Source organism: Thermococcus waiotapuensis, from assembly GCF_055384795.1.
Genome location: NZ_AP042429.1, coordinates 871,664 through 889,131 on the forward strand (window position 1 = coordinate 871,664; position 17,468 = coordinate 889,131).

General features: G+C 54.6%; 18 protein-coding genes. 13 read left to right on the forward strand and 5 right to left on the reverse strand.

Translation table 11 applies throughout. The annotated features are described in order from the left end of the window. The first annotated feature begins 21 nt into the window (after positions 1-21). Positions 22-1,041: a M42 family metallopeptidase gene (locus tag ACZ47M_RS04895; protein ID WP_315340680.1), complete on the forward strand. Its 1,020-nt coding sequence runs from the start codon at positions 22-24 to the stop codon at positions 1,039-1,041. On the opposite strand, the gene ACZ47M_RS04900 is transcribed toward ACZ47M_RS04895, so the two are convergent. Together ACZ47M_RS04900 and pdo are read right to left on the reverse strand one after the other, a co-directional pair. Next, positions 1,014-1,982, reverse strand: a complete 969-nt coding sequence (locus ACZ47M_RS04900) for a hypothetical protein (RefSeq protein ID WP_315341073.1) — start codon at positions 1,980-1,982, stop codon at positions 1,014-1,016. The two genes, ACZ47M_RS04895 and ACZ47M_RS04900, sit on opposite strands and share 28 nt — an antisense overlap. Before the next feature lie 61 nt (positions 1,983-2,043). Then, positions 2,044-2,724, reverse strand: coding sequence for a protein disulfide oxidoreductase (gene pdo / locus ACZ47M_RS04905; protein ID WP_315340682.1), 681 nt, complete (start codon positions 2,722-2,724; stop codon positions 2,044-2,046). Positions 2,725-2,859: 135 nt separating this feature from the next. On the opposite strand from pdo, the gene surR reads away from it, so the two are divergent. From surR to ACZ47M_RS04925, 4 genes are all read left to right on the forward strand, one after another. Then, positions 2,860-3,576, forward strand: a complete 717-nt coding sequence (gene surR / locus ACZ47M_RS04910; RefSeq protein ID WP_315341076.1) for a sulfur metabolism transcriptional regulator SurR — start codon at positions 2,860-2,862, stop codon at positions 3,574-3,576. Next, positions 3,560-3,763, forward strand: a complete 204-nt coding sequence (locus ACZ47M_RS04915; RefSeq protein ID WP_315340684.1) for a DUF362 domain-containing protein — start codon at positions 3,560-3,562, stop codon at positions 3,761-3,763. The genes surR and ACZ47M_RS04915 overlap by 17 nt, the downstream gene beginning before the upstream one ends. Before the next feature lie 5 nt (positions 3,764-3,768). Beyond that, positions 3,769-4,950: an NAD(P)/FAD-dependent oxidoreductase gene (locus ACZ47M_RS04920; RefSeq protein ID WP_315341079.1), complete on the forward strand. Its 1,182-nt coding sequence runs from the start codon at positions 3,769-3,771 to the stop codon at positions 4,948-4,950. 70 nt (positions 4,951-5,020) lie between these two features. Beyond that, entirely contained in the window at positions 5,021-5,407 is a 387-nt protein-coding gene (locus ACZ47M_RS04925) for a hypothetical protein (protein ID WP_315340687.1), read from the forward strand. Here the strand turns inward: ACZ47M_RS04925 and topA are convergent. Next, complete coding sequence (topA, locus tag ACZ47M_RS04930; protein WP_315340690.1) at positions 5,404-9,105, reverse strand: DNA topoisomerase I; 3,702 nt, start codon at positions 9,103-9,105, stop codon at positions 5,404-5,406. The genes ACZ47M_RS04925 and topA overlap by 4 nt on opposite strands. A 194-nt stretch (positions 9,106-9,299) precedes the next feature. Here topA and ACZ47M_RS04935 point away from each other — a divergent pair, with 194 nt between their 5' ends. From ACZ47M_RS04935 to ACZ47M_RS04960, 6 genes are all read left to right on the forward strand, one after another. Then, a complete protein-coding gene (locus tag ACZ47M_RS04935) occupies positions 9,300-9,800 on the forward strand; it encodes a hypothetical protein (RefSeq protein WP_315341081.1) in 501 nt (166 codons plus the stop codon). A 14-nt stretch (positions 9,801-9,814) separates the two neighbouring features. Further along, positions 9,815-10,075 (forward strand): hypothetical protein, encoded by a 261-nt coding sequence (locus tag ACZ47M_RS04940; RefSeq protein WP_315340693.1) that lies wholly within the window; start codon positions 9,815-9,817, stop codon positions 10,073-10,075. Between the two features lie 9 nt (positions 10,076-10,084). Further along, positions 10,085-10,846 carry a 7-carboxy-7-deazaguanine synthase QueE gene (locus ACZ47M_RS04945; protein WP_315340695.1) on the forward strand — a complete coding sequence of 254 codons (762 nt, stop codon included), beginning with the start codon at positions 10,085-10,087 and terminating at the stop codon, positions 10,844-10,846. 9 nt (positions 10,847-10,855) lie between these two features. After that, positions 10,856-11,851 (forward strand): TIGR01177 family methyltransferase, encoded by a 996-nt coding sequence (locus ACZ47M_RS04950; RefSeq protein WP_315340698.1) that lies wholly within the window; start codon positions 10,856-10,858, stop codon positions 11,849-11,851. Positions 11,852-11,930: 79 nt separating this feature from the next. Continuing rightward, complete coding sequence (locus tag ACZ47M_RS04955) at positions 11,931-13,673, forward strand: radical SAM protein (protein ID WP_315340700.1); 1,743 nt, start codon at positions 11,931-11,933, stop codon at positions 13,671-13,673. Positions 13,674-13,685: 12 nt separating this feature from the next. Beyond that, on the forward strand, positions 13,686-14,075 hold the full coding sequence (locus tag ACZ47M_RS04960; protein ID WP_315341083.1) for a PaaI family thioesterase: 390 nt from the start codon (positions 13,686-13,688) through the stop codon (positions 14,073-14,075). A gap of 9 nt (positions 14,076-14,084) precedes the next feature. On the opposite strand, the gene ACZ47M_RS04965 is transcribed toward ACZ47M_RS04960, so the two are convergent. Both ACZ47M_RS04965 and ACZ47M_RS04970 read right to left on the reverse strand, forming a co-directional pair. Then, a complete protein-coding gene (locus ACZ47M_RS04965; RefSeq protein WP_315341085.1) occupies positions 14,085-15,254 on the reverse strand; it encodes a pyridoxal phosphate-dependent aminotransferase in 1,170 nt (389 codons plus the stop codon). A gap of 114 nt (positions 15,255-15,368) precedes the next feature. Then, a complete protein-coding gene (locus ACZ47M_RS04970; protein WP_315340702.1) occupies positions 15,369-16,067 on the reverse strand; it encodes an acetate--CoA ligase family protein in 699 nt (232 codons plus the stop codon). Positions 16,068-16,201: 134 nt separating this feature from the next. Here ACZ47M_RS04970 and ACZ47M_RS04975 point away from each other — a divergent pair, with 134 nt between their 5' ends. Then, complete coding sequence (locus ACZ47M_RS04975; RefSeq protein ID WP_315340705.1) at positions 16,202-16,582, forward strand: hypothetical protein; 381 nt, start codon at positions 16,202-16,204, stop codon at positions 16,580-16,582. Continuing rightward, entirely contained in the window at positions 16,579-17,451 is an 873-nt protein-coding gene (locus ACZ47M_RS04980; protein WP_315340707.1) for a DUF4139 domain-containing protein, read from the forward strand. The genes ACZ47M_RS04975 and ACZ47M_RS04980 overlap by 4 nt, the downstream gene beginning before the upstream one ends. Positions 17,452-17,468 lie beyond the last annotated feature (17 nt).

Genomic DNA, 17,468 nt, shown 5'->3' on the forward strand with positions numbered 1-17,468 from the left:
GAATTTTCAAAAGGTGATAACATGGAGCGAGTCGTCGAGATCCTGAGGGAGATACTTGAGGTGCCCTCTCCCACGGGCTACACGAAGGAGGTTTTAGCTCACATCGAGAGGAGACTCAGCAAAGTGGGCATTAAGACTTACTACACCAACAAAGGGGCTTTGATAGCGGGCAACCATCCAAAGCCGGAGCTGGTGATAGCGGGCCACGTCGATACCCTCGGAGCGATGGTCAGGGGGATTCTCCCGGACGGGCACCTCTCTTTCACCCCGATCGGAGGCCTGCTCCTGCCGACCTTTGAGGGCGAATACTGCACGATAATCACCCGCTCCGGAAAGAGGTTCAGGGGGACGCTCCTCCTCAGGAACCCGAGTGCCCACGTGAACAAAGACGCCGGAAAGAAGGAGAGAACCGAGGAGAACATGTACCTGAGGCTTGACGAGGAAGTCGAGAAGAGAGAAGACACGGAGAAGCTCGGAATAAGGCCCGGCGACTTCGTGGCCTTTGATCCGAAGTTCGAGTACGTGAACGGCTTCGTCAAGGCCCACTTTTTAGACGACAAGGCGAGTGTTGCGGTTATGATTGATCTGCTTTTGGAACTCGGGGCGGAGAAGCTGGAGAAGCTTCCGGTTGCGTTCTTTTTCTCGCCCTACGAGGAGGTCGGCCACGGCGGCTCGGCAGGCTATCCACCAGGCACCAAAGAGCTCCTCGTAGTTGACATGGGTGTCGTCGGTGAAGGCGTCTCTGGAATGGAGACGGCCGTTTCCATAGCGGCGAAGGACTCAACCGGTCCCTACGATTACGAGATGACGAGCAAGCTCATAGAGCTCGCCGAGAAGAGAAAAATAAAACACGTCGTTGACGTCTTCCCCTACTACGGCTCCGATGGTTCCGCCGCCTTGAGGGCCGGCTGGGACTTCCGCGTTGCCCTCATTGGCCCGGGGGTTCACGCGAGCCACGGCATGGAGAGGACGCACGTTAAAGGCCTGCTGGCAACGAAGGAGCTGATAAGGGCCTACATCGAGGAGAAGTTCGGGCTTTGATTTTCGGTGTTTTCCTCTTTCTGGAGAGATCCCTCGACAACACTCTCAAAGATGGCCCGGTGATTGCCAAACGCTTCGTACATCCTCCCGGAGTAGGATTCGGATGCCACCTTGAGAAACTCTCGGAGATTGTCCGATATCTCTTCACTCATGGGCATGTGGAGCGGCAGGGGTTCATAGTAGTCGAGGCCCTTCAAAAGGGCCGTTGCAAAATACCAGAGTGTTTTCTTGATCTTTCTTCCCCTGATGGTTGCGAAACTGGCCTGACTGCAGTTAAAGGCGGCGTGGAGGACCACAATCGTTTCAACTTCAACGCCCCCGCGCAGGAGGGCCCTCCGCGTTGAATCCCCTCTAAGGTCAGCTATCCTGTACCCGCTTTTGGTTACATCGTCGTAGGGGATCTTTATCCCGTAAATCCCTTCTACTCCTGGATCGTAGACCAGAACGTCGGTGCCCCCAACGACGAAAAGTTTTTCCTGCCTCAGCTCGAGTACGGTATTCTCGGTGCTCAAAACGGGCAGATCGCCGCCCAGTGCTATGGCAGAGATCGTGCTCTTCCCCGTATGCGGGTAGCCAACGAAAAGGACTGCCTTCCCCGAGGGGAGAACCACGCTAACGGAATCAGTAATGATAAAGCGACCCTTCTTTGCGCCGGCCCTGGCGACCGCTTGGAGAAGAAAGAACACAGGAGCCTCGTTCCCGTAGGCGGATGGAACCGGGGATTCAATCTTGTAAGAATCGACCCCATTGTGGTCGTAGATTGCGCTGAAAACCCGAAAGCTGTCCCCTTTAAAGCGCTCCAGAATTATGTCTGAAGCATCTTCTGAAGGGAACACGTCGGGAAGGTAGCGCCTCGCAAACGTTCCGAGAAAAACCTCCCTGAACCCGTCGTCCAAAAAGCCGGTGAACTTTACGTTGACCCCTGCAACGCTCAGAACCATGGCCCCTCCCATGGAAACATGGTAAGCTGGTTTTTAACGTTTACTGAGTAAAAGAGAAAAATCACTCGAGGGCTGCCAAAAGCTTCTCGAGGAACATCTTCTCCGGATAGGCACCTTCGAACTCAACCCTGTCCTCGCCGTCGACCTGTATGACTATCTTTGGAACGGCCATAACGCTGTACTCGTCGGCCCACTCCGGATACTCAATCGCCTCGACCATGTCTCCGAGAATCCTGCCCTTTCCGGCAATGGTGTTCTCTATGGCGAACTTGTGGGCCATCCTAACCGCCAGCGGGCAGTAGGGGCAGGTTGGGGTAACGAAGACGAGTATCCTGACGTCTCTGTCAATTCCGTGAAGGGCATTCCTGCTCTCGGGCATGAGGTCGGTGGTGCCGTTGCTGACATCTACTATGTCCTCAAGGAAGGCACCGAACTCGTGGCCGGCTGGAAGGCCAAAGTAGCGGACCCCCATGTCCTTTCCGTCCTGGGTTATGCTCGTGGCAGGGGCGCGGTCTATCCTGTATTTCCTGGCGATCTCCTTGCCCTCTGGCGTGTCGAAGTCAATGACCTCGTAGCTGAGCTTGTCCGTGAGCTCGCTGAGCTCCTGAACGAGTTGCTTGAGCTGGGTGCAGTACTGGCAGTGGCTCTTGCCTGTGAAAACCATGAGCTTGACGGGGTTCGTCATTTTGGAGAAGAACTCCTCCCTTATTACCTTCTTGTCGGCATCGCTAATCAGTCCCATTTCTCAACACCTCCTTATCCAAAGGTTTATAACGCTCTGAACACACTCTAACCTGGAATTAAATCTCCGGTTTGCAACCTAAGGTTGAATGTTCACTATATAAGCTTTGCGTTACAGATTTGGGTGGTGAGGGTCATGGGTGGGACCGAGCTGGATGTGTTCTATATCCTGGGGAACAAGGTGAGGAGGGATCTGCTTAGCCATCTGACCTGTAGCGAGTGCTATTTCAGTTTTCTAAGCAGTAGAGTCAACGTTTCTTCAACCGCCGTTGCCAAGCACCTCAAAATCATGGAGAGGGAAGGCATTCTCCGCTCATACGAGAAGGAGGGACCCTTCATCGGGCCTTCAAGGAAGTACTACGAGATCAACATCTCAAAGACCTTCGTGACGACCGTAACCCCCCACATATTCTGGTACAGGGGGCTTGACCTCAATGGGGCCCCCACGGAAAAGGCCACCATCGACTTATCGGGCGTGAACACAGAGAGCGGCGACCTCTACGCCCAGGTAGAGGGCTTTCTCCAGCTGAGCAAGGAGCTCAATAAAATCCTCTCCTTTCTCCAGGCTGTAGAGCACAAGAGGGACAGGCTCATGGCCCGGATTAAAGAGACCTACCTCAGGGAGATAGGCGACATGACCCAGCTGGCTATACTCCACTACGTCCTCCTCAACGGGGAAGTGACGGTGGATGAGCTCAGCGACAGGCTCAACCTCAAGGAGAGGGAAGTCCTCGTAAAGGCGCAGGAACTGGACAGGTTTATACCGTTAAGGATAAAAGAAGGGGTCATCAAGATTGACGAAGAAAGGCTGAAACAAAGGATCGGCGGTGAAAACGATGCCGGAGAAGATTAGGGTCATCGTTAACGAAGACCGTTGCTACCTCTGCGGTGGTTGCGCCGGCGTCTGTCCTACCCTCGCTATAGAGGTCCACGCGAGCGACTGGGAGTTCTTCCAGGACAGGTGCATAGGCTGCAGGATATGCATCAACGCCTGCCCCGTTGGGGCGCTCAGCGCTGAGCCGCTGGGGGTGAAAGAATGAGCGAGATGAAGTACGACGTTGTCGTCGTCGGTGCCGGAATCGCGGGCCCGATTGTGGCCAGAAACGTTGCCAAGGCCGGTTACTCGGTTCTGCTCATTGACAAGAAGCCCGCCATCGGAAGCCCGAAGCAGTGCGCTGAAGGAATAAGCATAAAGGTCTTCGACAAGTACGACATCCCCTACGACAGGCGCTATATCAACAGAGAAATCTACGGTGCCAAGATCTACTCCCCGGGCGGCTACGAACTTGAGCTGCGCTATAATGAAGTGAGCGGCGTGATCCTCGAGAGGAAGGTCTTCGACAAGATGCTGGCTTACTACGCGGCCAAAGCGGGTGCGGATGTTCTTGCGAGAACTGAGGCCCTCGACGTCATAAGGAAGGACGGAAAAATAGCTGGCATAAAGGCCAAGCACGAGGATGAGCCGGTCGAGATTTACGCAGAAATCATAGTTGCCGCGGATGGAGTTGAGAGCACCGTCGCGAGAAAAGCCGGAATAAACACCTACGCCCCTCCCCACGAGTTTGATTCAAGCTACGAGTACGAAATGCTCATCGAGGGCTTTGATCCTGATCTCATACACCTCTGGTTCGGCAACGAGGTTGCCCCAAGGGGCTACGTCTGGGTCTTCCCGAAGGACGAGGACAGGGCCAACGTGGGAATAGGTATCGCCTCGGATCACCAGCAAACGGCCAAGTACTACCTCGACAAGTGGCTGAAGGAGAACAACATCCCAATGAAGAAAATCCTCGAGGTCAACGTCGGGCTCGTCCCTGTCGGCGGCTTCGTGAAGGAGCTGGCGAAGGAAAACGTGCTGGTTGTCGGCGACGCGGCAAGGCAGGTCAACCCGATGCACGGTGGAGGAATGGCCGAGGCGATGGAGGCTGGAACGATAGCGAGCAAGTGGATTGTGAAGGCCCTCGAGGAGGAGAACCTCTCACTGCTCCAGAACTACACTACGGAGTGGTGGGAGAAGGACGGAAAGAGGCTTGAGAGGGTTCTCAGGGTCAGAAGGGTCACGGAGAAATTCACTGACGAAGACCTGGATCTTTTCATTCAGATCCTCAGCGGTGCGGACGCGGAGAAGATAGCCGGCGGAGACTACGTCGAGGTTATAAAGGCCCTCCTCACGCACCCGAAGGTTCTCATGAGCAGGAGAAGGCTGAGCCTCCTCAAGGAGCTCCTCTGAGACTGGGATTCCTCTTTTCTTTTCAGAAGTTTAATAAGCATTGGCGCCAAGAAAGATTGGAGGTGTCTCGATGCCCGCTGGTGTAGGGATGGGTGTTTTGAGGCCTGGAGTTCTCGGAGCCATCGGAGCCCTTGGAGCACTCGTCTTGCTGATAGCACTGTTTATCGCAGGGCTCTTCCTATACTTCGGAGCCAGGCTGGTTGGCATTAAAGATGCAACCATCGGTAAGGCCATGATAGCCGTCCTTGGCGGCGGCATACTGGCAAGGGTATTGTCGATTATTCCGGTGATAGGATGGTTGCTCGGCATAATAGGCTACGTATGGGTAATAAAGGCCGTCTTCAACACAGACTGGCTGAAGGCCTTCCTGGCCTGGCTAATGACCATCGTGGTGGTGATCATCACAGCCCTCATTTTGGCTGCGATCGTTGGCCTCTCCCTTATGGCGGCCCTTTAGCTATTTTCTCGCTCTTTGCAGTTCATGTCGAGGCATACCTCATACTCCTTCTTTCCTTCGCGGACTTTGACGACGGGGACACCGTTGCAGCAGGTCTTATCTGTGGGGATTATCTCCCCGCGCTGGAGGAGGGGATAGGTCACGTCGCACCTGGGCCAGTTTGAACAGCCAGCGAAGCGCTTTCCAGTTTTCCGGTTGTAGCGAACCACCAGATCGCCACCGCATTTGGGGCATTTTCCGATGACGAGGGGCTTTTTCTCGGGTTCTTTGCCCTCCGCGTTCCCGGAGCTGGCTTCCCCGGGAGCGGCCTCCATCTTTTCTTCCTCGCTCTCTTTGACCGCGCCTGCCTTCTCCGCTGAAGATTTGGATGGGGTAACACCGGTCCCGGTGCTCTCAAGGAGCATCCTCCCAATGTCGAGCTCCTTCTCCTTGAAGACCCTGAGAATCCTTACCAGCTCTTCCTTGCTCTCCTCGATGACCTCATCCCTTTTCGCCTTTCCGGCCATTATGTCTTCCATCTTCTCCTCGAAGGCTTTGGTGAGTTCCACGCTGACTATGTCTGGCACGTTCTTTTCGAGGGCCTCCACAACGCGCATTCCCAGGGGAGTCACCTTTATCTTCCTTTTGCCCTCGATGTAGCCCCTCTGGTAGAGCGTCTCAAGTATCTGGGCGCGCGTTGCTTTCGTACCTATGCCTAAATCTTCCATCTTCTTTATCACCGCCGCTGGAGAATAGCGCGCTGGAGGCTTCGTCATTTTCTTCTCGCGCTTTATCTGGAGAACGTTTACGGGCTCGCCCTCTTTGAAGGGAGGAAGAACAACCTCCTCGAACTCTACGTATTTCCCGTAAACCCTCAGCCAGCCCTCCTTTAGCGTCCTCGCCCCGCTCAGGATGAAGCGGTGGGAGTTGGAGTTTATGACAACTTTCATCGTCTCTCTCACCGCTGGCTCCATGAAGAGGGCGAGGAAGCGCCTTACTATCAGATCATACAGGTTTTGCTCGTCCTTCGTCAGCTCTTCTGGCTTGGGAAGCTCGCCCGTCGGGTAGATGGCAGGATGCGCGGGGTCTTCCTTTTTGCCCTCGATGGGCTTGAGTTCCCCCCTGCCCAAAAGCTCGTGGGCAAAGGGCTTGTACTCGGGAAGCTTCGCGAGGTTCTGGATTATGCCCCTAAAGTTGAGGTTCTTCGGGAGCTTCTGGGATGAAGTTCTCGGATAGGAACAGTTATGGACAACGACGCCATTAGCTATGAAGTTGTGATACTCATCGACGACAAGGTCGTAGACTTTACCGCGATAGTGGAACTTTTTGATTTCCTTTATTGGAAGGATGTATACGTCCCCAGTCGCAATCCTGCGGAGGTCTTCGTTGATCAGGTAGTCCCTAATCCGCTCCAGCTTGTCGAGACTTATCCCGCTCCCATGGGCCGTCTGATTGGACATGTCGAACTTTTTCAAGAAAGCCATATCGGTCTTCAACTTCCCTCTCCAGTTTCTAACCCTGAGAACGCTGTAATGGGGAGAGTAGGACTTCCTTTTTCTGATTGCAACCTCCCGAACATTCTCAAGGTCCTGCCTCTTTACTCTCAGGTATTTCCGCATAATCTCATAAAACCGGAGCGCGTCGCGGGAGTAGACCTTCAGCTCGTAGGCCACAAAATTGCTCTGCCCCTCCTTTTTCTCCCAGAGGTATGTACCGACTCCAAGGAGTTGCCACATGAGTTTGACAGAATATATCGCCTGCCGGTTCTTGGACGTCAGGACAATCTGTGGGGACATTGACTTCTTACTTCCAGTCGGTTTTGCGCCAATATGGGCATCGGCGTCGTAGTAACCGGCAAGGAACGAGGCCATCCACTCGGGTTTTGACATCACTAAACCATGAACTCTGAAAACCTCAGTCTTATTGCCATAGGGACATCCAAGGAGCTCGAAGAGCCGGGTTAAGGACTTACTGCGAAGGGTTATTACCCGATATTTCCTATCGTATGAGATGGGAACACCAAGTGCATTGGCAACTTCTCGGATTGCCCTTAGAGTTTCCTCCTCCCGTTCTTTTGCGGATATCGTTATGGTGCCCTTTTTCTCCAAGTGGCCATCTCCAAGGACGAACCCATATAGGTACCAAAACTCCTCGCCAAATTCGAATTTTACTGATGACAAAGAGGTGCCATAGGAAAACCCAAGGAAGATACCATTCAGCTCTTCCATGGAGATAATGCCTCTCTCAACGAGGAACTTCACTATCGGAACTGGCATTTTGCCCCTGAGGTATTTGTAGTAAGTTGGCTCCTTGATTTTGAACCTCCACAGTATTTCCACCTTTAACCCGGCTTGCTTGATTCTTTCCCTCAAAATGCCGCCAAAAGAGGGTTCGTAAAGAATGTAGTCTTTCATTGACGTGGCGTTTCTGAGGATGAACTCAAAGAGCCGTGGAGCTTTAAGTGGGCTCCGAAACTCCCCACGGTTTATGAAAAACACCACCTGGTCATCATCTCTGAGCTCCCCGGCGGGCACGAATATCAGCCGATCATCCCGATAAACCAGAACCGGATGATCCCCGGTGAGGTAGAGCTCAGTTCTATCGCCAAGGACAACCTTATACATAGGCTCGTCCGCGTCCCTCTCAAGGAGCCTGTACCTCGCCCTCGACAGTTTGAGGTCAAAGTCAAGGGCAAATACCTCGCCTTCCTTTGGTAGCTCTTTGATTCTCTTTATCCCCTCAGGAGTAGGTATGAGAGAATCAGGGTGGAGACAGTATCCCTTCTCATACAGCTTCTGCGCAATGTCCAGAGTCTTCTTTGGGGAATAGCCGAACGCCGAGTAGGCCTCCCTCTGCAGGGTTCCGAGGTCAAAGGGGACCGGAGGGTTTCTCTGCTGCTGCTTCACTTCAACCTTCTCAACGAACGCAGGCCCCTTCTTTGCCTCCTCGACGATTTTTTTGGCTTCCTCCTCGTCAAGGATGCGCTCCTTCTCGTAGGTCGCGGTGTGCTGTTCCCCGTTCTTCTCGAGGAGCATTTTGATGACCCAGTAGGGGGTCGGCGTGAAGCTCTGAATCTCCTTCTCCCTCTCAACAAGAAACTTCAGCGTCGGCCCCTGGACCCTTCCCGTCGAGAGAACCATCCACTTGCCGCTGGCGCGTTTTATGGCCGAGCTTAAAGCCCTCGAAAGGTTGACGCCCCAGTACCAGTCAAGAACGTGGCGCGCTATTCCCGCATCGGCCATGCCGAAGTTTATCGTTGGTTCGAGGTTGTACCAGGCGTTGAGGATGTCCTTCTTTGTCAGAGCAGAGAACTTCATTCGCTTTGCCTTTGAAGGGTCGACGCCGCAGGCGTATTTGAGGGCGGTGTAACCTATCACCTCTCCCTCCGTGTCGTAGTCACACGCAACGATGAACTCGTCAGCCTGCCTCGCTAGGGTCGCGAGGGCCCTGATGTAGTCCTTCGCATAGCCCTTTCCCTTCTCGGCGACGTAAACGGGCACCCACTCGATGTCAAAGACCGGGTAACCGTAGGTTTTATCTTTGGGTGCAAGGGAGAAGAGATGTCCAACTGCAGGAGCAACGATGATCCTCTTCCCGTCGCGGGTGAACTCGTAATAGCTCACCTTTCCAATCGTCTTTCTCACGGGTTTGCCTTCTGCTAAGGCGTGGGCGATCGTTCTGGCAACGTTGGGCTTCTCGGCGATGATGAGCGTTACCATGGTGGCACCTTGAGCGATTAGGGGGGAGGTTATAAAAATCCTGCGGGAGGACTTTGTTTTATCAAAGTTTGGGGGCCTTTGGGAATGTCGGCCCCCTGGGGGTCCCGACGTCATCGCAACCCGCTACTCGTCGGGCGTTGATGATTTCCCGCAAAGCCTTATAACCCTTGGCCCAACCTTTAACGGTGCAAAGGATGACAGGAACAGTGAGCAAGATAATCCGCTTTCAGGATGAGGAGGAGTTCATTGAGGTAATCGATTCCGCCCTCGAGGGCTTTTCATACCTTGCGAGCAGATACGGCCACAACCCCGTTGAGGGGATCGTGCTCTGGGATCAGATAGGGATCAGGGATAATGTGGGGCTGAAAGTGTTCCGCATTGGGGAGTTTCCCTTTGTTGAAGGCACGCTGGAGCTTGACCTGGAGACGATCCGCGTTCTTGAGGAGTATTTTGATGAAATGGAAAGCAAGTGGGACGAGCTGAGCGTTGAGGACATAGCCCACTTCGTTGACCTAATAAACGACGCCCTTGGGAAGGAGATCGTTGTTTACGACGCCTACGACCTTGGCCTGGACAGGAATACAGCTTACATCGTCCTTAACCTCGTAAACCTCCAGTACCTTGACGGTATCCTCGAGGGGGAGGATCGGGAGGTCTTCGAGAGGAGCGTTGAATTGCTTCTCCGGCACATTTAAGCGGGGGTGGAAAAGTGCTCTTCAGGAAGAAGGGCACCTTCACCGAGGAAGACGCGAGGAAAGTCGTGGAGTGGATGGGTTCCCACCCGGAGGAGAGGGAGCTGATAGTCATGGCCGAGGAAGTTACCGATGGGGCGAAGAGGAGGCTCTGGGACTACGCGAGGGCGGTTCAGCTCATGGCGGACATGACCGGCGAGAATAGGAACATCAGGATTGAAATACTCGAAGGGTTCGTGAGCGACAGGATAAAAGGGCTTAACGTAGAAGAGCTGTGAGGTGGTCGGATGAAGGTGATAATGGCAGAGGTCTTCAGTAGCTGGCAGGGTGAGGGAGGGAGCGTGGAGGGAAGTGCCTTCGGCAGGAGGCAGATTTTTGTCAGATTCGCCGGCTGCGACCTTCGCTGCGTATGGTGCGACTCAAAGGAATACATAGATGCCTCCCGCGTTTCGCGCTGGCGCTATGAGGTAGAACCCTTCACCTGGAAGTTTGAGTACAGGCAGAATCCAGCTTCGCTCGATGAAGTCATCGATGCCGTCCTAAGGCTTGACACCGGTGATATACACTCGATAAGCTACACCGGCGGCGAGCCGACGCTTCAGGTGAAGCCGCTGAAGGCCATGATGGGGCGCATGAAGGAGCTCGGCTTTGACAACTTCCTCGAAACCCACGGCGGCCTTCCGGAGCTCATCAAAGAGGTGGCCCACCTCACAGATTACGCGAGCGTTGACATAAAAGACGAGACAGCCAGGGCAACGGAGGAATGGAAAAGCCTGGTGCTTAGAGAAGTTGAGAGCACGAGGATTCTGAAGGAGGCCGGCGCGAAGACATACGTAAAGCTCGTCGTCACTTCCGAAACGAAGCCCGAAAACGTCCGCTGGTACGCTGAACTGCTGAAGGGCCTGGCCCCCCTCGTTATACAGCCGATGGAGCCGATTGAGATATCCCAAAGACAGCTGATGGAGCTCTACCGCGAGGCCGCCAAAATAATGGGCAGAAAGAACGTGGGCCTGAGCTTCCAGGTTCATAAATACCTGAACGTGCTGTGAGGTGGTCGGGTGCTCTACGTCGAAATCCTCGGGAACATACCGGAGATGGCCAGGGACGAAGTCAGGGCCATGCTTGAGCTGGCAGGTGGAAAGATAACTGGCCAGGACTACCTGTTTCTGAAGATAGACGCTGATGAAAAAGCCTTCCCTTACCTCAACAGGCTGGGCCTGGCACATGAGTACGGAGAGCTTATCGTTGAGGCGGATTCCGTCGAAGAACTTCTTGAAAAGGCCGGAAAGGAGGAGTGGCCGATCAGGGGAACCTTCAAGGTCGAAACCGAGACCATGGCCAACTGCCGCTTTGACGTTTTAGATCTCCCGCGGAAGCTCGGGGCAGTTATATATGCGAAGGGGTTCAAAGTAAACCTCTCAAAGCCGGAGACACTGGTCAGGGTCTACTGCGGCGAGAGGCTCTACGCAGGGATAAGACTCCACTTCTTCGACCCCAAAGACTTTGAAAAAAAGAAAGCCCACCGCAGACCCTTCTTCAGGCCCATCTCACTCCCCCCCAGGCTCTCCAGGGCGCTGGTGAACCTCACCAGGGCAAAGGCGGAAATCCTCGACCCCTTCATGGGCGCAGGAGGTATTCTAATCGAGGCCGGCTTAATGGGTCTGAAGGTCTACGGGGTGGACATAAAGCCGGAGATGGTCAGGGGGGCGGAGATAAACCTCAGGCACTACGGTATAAATAACTACGAGCTCAGGCTGGGCGATGCTACCCGGCTGGAAGAGCTTTTCCCGGATAAGAAGTTCGAAGCCATAGCCACGGATCCTCCCTACGGCACTTCAGCAACGCTTGCCGGTAGAAAGAGGGACGAGCTTTACAGAAAAGCCCTGGAGAGCATGTATAACGTGCTCAAAGAGGGAGGAAGGCTTGCCATAGCGTTTCCAGCCGATTTCGACGGGGAGACCGAAGGCGAGAGGGCAGGCCTCAGGCTCTTGGGCAAGTACTACCAGAGGGTGCACAAAAGCCTTGAGCGGTACTTCTACGTGTTCGAAAAATGAGCTTAGGTTCGGCTTAGCTCCCCGCTAACTCACACCTTTGCCCCCTCAATTTTTTAAGCCCACTCTCCAAGCCAGACACATGATAGTTGCCATCATAGACGGCTATACCGATGAGCCGGCGGGGCTCGGCGTTCCGCCTTACCTCGGAATTTACCCGCGATACGCCTACGGGGCGATAAAGAAGGCTCGGAAAGAGGCAAGCGTTTTTTACCTCACCATAGACGACCTGAGGGCCACCTTTGAGGGCGAGAATGGAATCGCCACGAAGAACAAAACCCCAAACTTCCCGAAGACCCGGGAGATACTGGAAAAGGCCGACGTAATTGTTTACATCGGCGGCCTCCACACGCCGGGCAAGTACCTCTCCGCGGTTCCATCCCAGATCGAGGAAGTGGCCAGGTTCATCAAGCCATTCAAAGGCGTCAGAATCCTTGGTGGGCCAGCCTTCATGGGCTCTGCCCACGCCGGTGGGACAAAGATAACCTCGCATGAGCTTTCGCTGGCTCGCTCCGTTTTTGACCACGTTGTTTACGGTGACCTGGAGGCGTTCCTCTTCGATTTTCTCACCAATCCTAAGGATGCCGACCCCTTCCGCTCCAGGAGCTATAACGAATTAAGGGATTACGCGGTTATTGGGGCGGAAGTGGTTAAGCAGTTCCCGGACTTTCCGGACTTTGTAATAGTCGAGATTGAGACCCAGCGCGGCTGTCCCAAGGCAATGGGTATAGGCGGTTGCTCCTTCTGCACTGAGCCCGCGCGGTATAAAACTGTTGAGGACAGGCCCGTTGAAGACGTTGTAGTCGAAGTAAAGGCCCTCTACGATCTGGGAGTAAGGCACTTCAGGGTCGGGAGGCAGAGCTGCATCTTTTCATATATGGCGAAGCCGAACGGCAGGGTTCCGGTTCCAAATCCGGAGGCAGTAGAAAGGCTCTTCGCGGGGATACGCTCGGTTGCACCGGACGTTAAAACCCTTCACGTGGACAACGCGAATCCAGCTGTAATAGCGAACTACCCCGAGGAGAGCGTCAGGATTGCAAAGGCCTTAATCAAGTACGGAACGCCCGGAAACGTTGTCGCCTTCGGCCTTGAGAACGCTGACCCAAAGGTTGCCAGGCTCAACAACCTGAACGCCACTGCCGAGGAAACCTACGAGGCCGTTAAAATCCTCAACGAGGTTGGGGGAAGGAGGGGCTACAACGGCATGCCCTGGCTTTTGCCGGGGATAAACATCGTCTTTGGCCTCCCGGGCGAGACGAAGGAAAGCTACGAGCTGACCTTCCAGTTCCTCAAAAGGCTCCTCGACGATGGCCTGATGGTCAGGCGCATAAACATCCGCCAGGTGGTCGTCTTTCCCGGAACACCCCTCTGGCACATGAGGGACAAAGTCAAGACCGAGAAGCACAAGCGCCTGATCCAGCACTACAAGTACAAGATAAGGCACGAAATTGATCTGCCGATGCTCAGGCGCCTGATCCCGGTGGGGACGGTTCTAAGGGACGTCCGCGCGGAGGTCTTTGACAATGGCCTCATCTACGGGAGGCAGATGGGGAGCTACCCCCTCATCGTCGGCATCCCCAAGGAAGTCCCCCTGAACCGCTTCTACGACGTTTTGATAGTGGACCACGGCTTCAGGAGCATAACCGGAATCCCGGTTCCCATAAACGTAAACCGCGAGAGTCCCAGGGTTCTCCAGCTGATTCCGGGGATAGGGAAGAAGAGGGCCGTTAAAATACTGGCAAAAAGGCCGCTCTCCAGGGAGACATTCCTCGAAATGGTTGACCCGGAGGTGAGAGGGGTTTTAAAGGATCTCATAGAGGAGTGAGGGGTGAGCGAGATGGAGCAGAGAACCCATGGACTGACCTCGGAAAGGCTGGTTGGAAAGCCGCTAAAGATTGAACCGGGAAGGGCCGAAGTCGAGCTCGTTACCACCGGGGAGATGGCCGTTGACGAGTACAGCCTCGTCCACGGCGGCTTCACCTTTGGCTTAGCAGATTATGCGGCCATGCTTGCCGTCAACGAGCCCACCGTCGTCCTCGGAAAGGCTGAAGTCAGGTTCCTCAAGCCTGTGAAAGCCGGTGAGAGACTGAAAGCGGAGGCAAAAGTGGAGGAGGACCTCGGGAGAAAGAAAATCGTCAGGGCGGAGGTGTTCGACGGGAAAGGCGAGAAGGTCCTCGAGGGGACTTTCCACTGCTACGTGCTTGAGAGGCACGTCCTGGAAAAATGAGAAAAGGGATCAGACGAGTTTCCTCTCCTTCAGCACCTTTTCCATCCTGTCCATGGCTTCCTCAAGCTTCTCGTACGCTGTTGCGTAGCTTATCCTTATGTAGCCCTCGCCGGCCTTTCCAAAGGCTGAGCCCGGAACAACGGCGACCCTCGCCTCCTTCAGCATCAGCTCGCTGAACTCCCTGTCGGTGAGGCCCGTGTCTCTGATGCGCGGGAAGATGTAGAAGGCGCCCTTTGGTTTAACCGCTGGGAGGCCCATCTCGTTGAGCCTCTTCCAGACGAGGTTCCTCCTCCTTTCGTACTCCTTCCTCATCTCTTCAACGGCCTCCCAGCTCCTTGGGTCATCGAGGGCTTTGGCTGCTGCGTACTGGGCGAAGGTTGTGGGGCAGGTCGAGTTGTACATCTGGAAGCGGACCATCTTCTCGATGACCCAAGCCGGTGCCGCCACGAAGCCTAACCTCCACCCGGTCATTGCGAAGGTCTTGGAGAAGCCGTTGACCGTGATAGTTCTCTCGAACATCCCGTCGAGCGAGGCTATGCTGTGGTTCTTGACGCCGTCGTAGACGAAGTGCTCGTAAACTTCGTCGCTGAAAACTATGAGGTCATGCTCCACCGCAAAGTCTGCGATCTCCTCGAGGTCCTTCTTCGTGAGAACGGAGCCAGTCGGGTTGTTGGGTGTGTTTATGATGAGCGCGCGGGTCTTCTCGGTAACGTGCTTCTCAAGGTCATCAACGGAGAGGCGGAACTCGTTCTCCTCGTAGGTCGGCACTTCGACGGGCTTTCCGCCTGCGAGAACAACGGCCGGAGCGTAGCTCACAAACATCGGGGATGGAATTAAAACCTCTTCGCCGTCCCTGAGGAAGGCGGAGAGCCCCATGAGAAAGGCCTGGTTTGCACCGGTCAGTATCATGACCTCGGTTTTTGGATCCGCTTCTATGCCGTTTTGATTTTTGAGCTTTCTGGCAACGGCCTCGCGGAGCATCGGCAGGCCGGCGTTTGGCCCGTAATGGGTATAGCCCTTATCAAGGGCCTCCTTCGCGTACTCCTTGATGTGAGACGGAGTGTCAAAATCCGGCTCACCGATTCCGAGTGAGATAACATCCTTCATCCCGGCGGCCAGATCGAAGAGCTTTCTAATCTCAGAAGGGTTGACCATCTCGAGCCTGTCACTCAGCGCCACGGGTATCACCGTAACGGGTTCTCCCCGATGTTTATAACGTTACCTGGAAGAAAAAGTGAACACCAACAAAGGACAATGTCCATCGGAGCTCAGAAATGAGGAAAGAAATAAAGCTCAGAGAAGCATTCTCGCGTCAACGGCAACGGCTGAATCCTCGTAGGCGAAGATCGGGTTGATGTCGAGCTCCCTGATCTCTGGAAGCTCGAGGGCGAGCTCGCCGACCTTGACGATTATGTCAGCTAAGGCGTTTATGTCAACGGGTTTCTCGCCACGTGCTCCAGCCAAAATCGGGTAGGCCTTGATCTCCTTGATCATGTCGATGGCCTCGTCTTTGCTTATCGGGGCGACACGGAAGGAAACGTCCTTGAGGATCTCGACGAAGATTCCACCGAGACCGAACATTACAGCTGGACCGAACTGCGGGTCGCGGATCATGCCGACTATGACCTCCTTTCCGAGCGGGAGCATGCGGTAGATGATAACTCCCCAGAGGTCTGCGTCCGGCTTATAGTTCTTCGCGTTCTCCATGATGGTTTTGAAGGCCTTTCTTGCATCTTCATCGCTCTTTATGTTGACCTTGACTCCACCGGCGTCGCTCTTGTGGATGATCTGCGGGGAAACGATCTTCATAACGACAGGGTAACCGAGCTCCCGGGCGAACTGAACGGCTTCCTCCTCGTTGGTGGCAACCTTAAACTCCGGAACCGGAACGCCGTAGAGCCTGAGTATCTCCTTGGCCTCGGGTTCAACGAGCGGCCTGTTCTCGGCCTTGGCCTTCTCGATGATTGCCTTCGCCTTTTCAATCCTGTCCATGCCAACCACCTCATCAGATTGACAGTGCTCAATCCCCTCAGGCAGTTAAAAGGGTTTCCATTTGCCAACCCATCACTTCAACCAGGTTCAAAGCCATGGTGGGGTTATAAGTAGGGGGCGATATATCAAATACGGTGATCCAGATGAAAAAGCTGTGGAAGGTGGCCGCGGGGGCGGTCGTGATACTTTTTTCGGGGACGGAGCGAACGAGAGCGGCCCGGGCGGATACTAAGGTTGCTCTCTACGACTCCGCGAACCTGGGTGTTGTGAGCAGGGTTCTCAACCTGAGCCTTGAAAAGGGACTAAACAGGATCCCGCTGGAAGAACTGGCCGGGCTTGACGTCGAGGAAATAACAGTCAGACCACTGAACTCGAGCGTCCAGTTTTTGGGGCTTTACAGCGCCCAGTCGAGCGAAGACATATCGATTCCATTGGCAGCGACGTTGAGGTCAAGACGAGGAACGGGGATATTATCAAAGGGAAGTTCCTGGGCCTGGAGGGCGGAAAGCTCGTGATCCAGAGCGGGGACGGCCTGTACGCTGTGAACCCGGGTGAGCTGGTTTACTTCAAGGCCTCACGGATAGAGAAGAAGGGCGGCGTTTACGCCAGTTTTCTGGCAGAGAAGGACGGAAAATACTCCGTTGAAGTAACCTATCGCGTTTCCGGCATGAGCTGGGGAAGTAGGTACACACGGAAGTACGACAACGCCAAAGTCGTTTTGGTTTCGGGGGATGTCCAGCTCTATCAGGAGGTCTCCCCGAGGTATGTATACGCTGTCGCCGAGGGAAAAGCGGCAGGGAATGGTGTTGCCCCGCAGGGACCGGTCAAGCTGGAGGCCTTTTACGTCTACCCTCTGGGGGCCATAGACATAGAGCCAGCCAGCATAATGATGATCCCGTACGTCTCCACGGAACTCGACGTGAAGAGGGAGTACCTCTACGAGAGCTGGGCCTATGACATGGAAGGCGACGCTTACGAGTCGATTTCCTTCAGGACAGATAAGATCCTCCCGGCTGGGGTCGTCGAGATCTACCGCGAGAGCGGAGACGGGACTGTACTCATAGGTGAGAGCCACATAGAGCACACCCCTAAGGGCGACGTGGTTAGGATAGGGGTCGGAAAGGACTACGACCTGAAGGGAAGCACAAAGATCCTTAGTTCGAACTACGGTGACCGCTGGGCGAAATACAGGGTTCAGATAAAGATCGAGAACTTTGGGAACGACGCTAAGAGCGTAATAGTGCGCCACTACAAGTACAGCGGGAAGATCCTAAGCTCGAGCGTCAGCCCGAGCGACGAGACGAGCAACTACGTGGAGTTTGTTCTTAACGTCCAGGCCGGGGAATCCAGGGCCGTAACGTTTGAGTACGAAGTGACCTGGTGATGTCGCCCTCTTCTTTT

Bases quoted from the DNA above. Each gene is read 5' to 3' on its own strand.
- ACZ47M_RS04945 (WP_315340695.1), top strand. From the start codon at position 10,085: ATGAAGGTGATAATGGCAGAGGTCTTCAGTAGCTGGCAGGGTGAGGGA.
- ACZ47M_RS04915 (WP_315340684.1), top strand. From the start codon at position 3,560: ATGCCGGAGAAGATTAGGGTCATCGTTAACGAAGACCGTTGCTACCTC.
- ACZ47M_RS04920 (WP_315341079.1), top strand. From the start codon at position 3,769: ATGAAGTACGACGTTGTCGTCGTCGGTGCCGGAATCGCGGGCCCGATT.
- ACZ47M_RS04960 (WP_315341083.1), top strand. From the start codon at position 13,686: ATGGAGCAGAGAACCCATGGACTGACCTCGGAAAGGCTGGTTGGAAAG.
- topA (WP_315340690.1), bottom strand. From the start codon at position 9,105: ATGGTAACGCTCATCATCGCCGAGAAGCCCAACGTTGCCAGAACGATC.
- ACZ47M_RS04970 (WP_315340702.1), bottom strand. From the start codon at position 16,067: ATGGACAGGATTGAAAAGGCGAAGGCAATCATCGAGAAGGCCAAGGCC.
- ACZ47M_RS04925 (WP_315340687.1), top strand. From the start codon at position 5,021: ATGCCCGCTGGTGTAGGGATGGGTGTTTTGAGGCCTGGAGTTCTCGGA.
- ACZ47M_RS04895 (WP_315340680.1), top strand. From the start codon at position 22: ATGGAGCGAGTCGTCGAGATCCTGAGGGAGATACTTGAGGTGCCCTCT.
- ACZ47M_RS04955 (WP_315340700.1), top strand. From the start codon at position 11,931: ATGATAGTTGCCATCATAGACGGCTATACCGATGAGCCGGCGGGGCTC.
- ACZ47M_RS04935 (WP_315341081.1), top strand. From the start codon at position 9,300: ATGACAGGAACAGTGAGCAAGATAATCCGCTTTCAGGATGAGGAGGAG.
- ACZ47M_RS04900 (WP_315341073.1), bottom strand. From the start codon at position 1,982: ATGGTTCTGAGCGTTGCAGGGGTCAACGTAAAGTTCACCGGCTTTTTG.
- pdo (WP_315340682.1), bottom strand. From the start codon at position 2,724: ATGGGACTGATTAGCGATGCCGACAAGAAGGTAATAAGGGAGGAGTTC.
- surR (WP_315341076.1), top strand. From the start codon at position 2,860: ATGGGTGGGACCGAGCTGGATGTGTTCTATATCCTGGGGAACAAGGTG.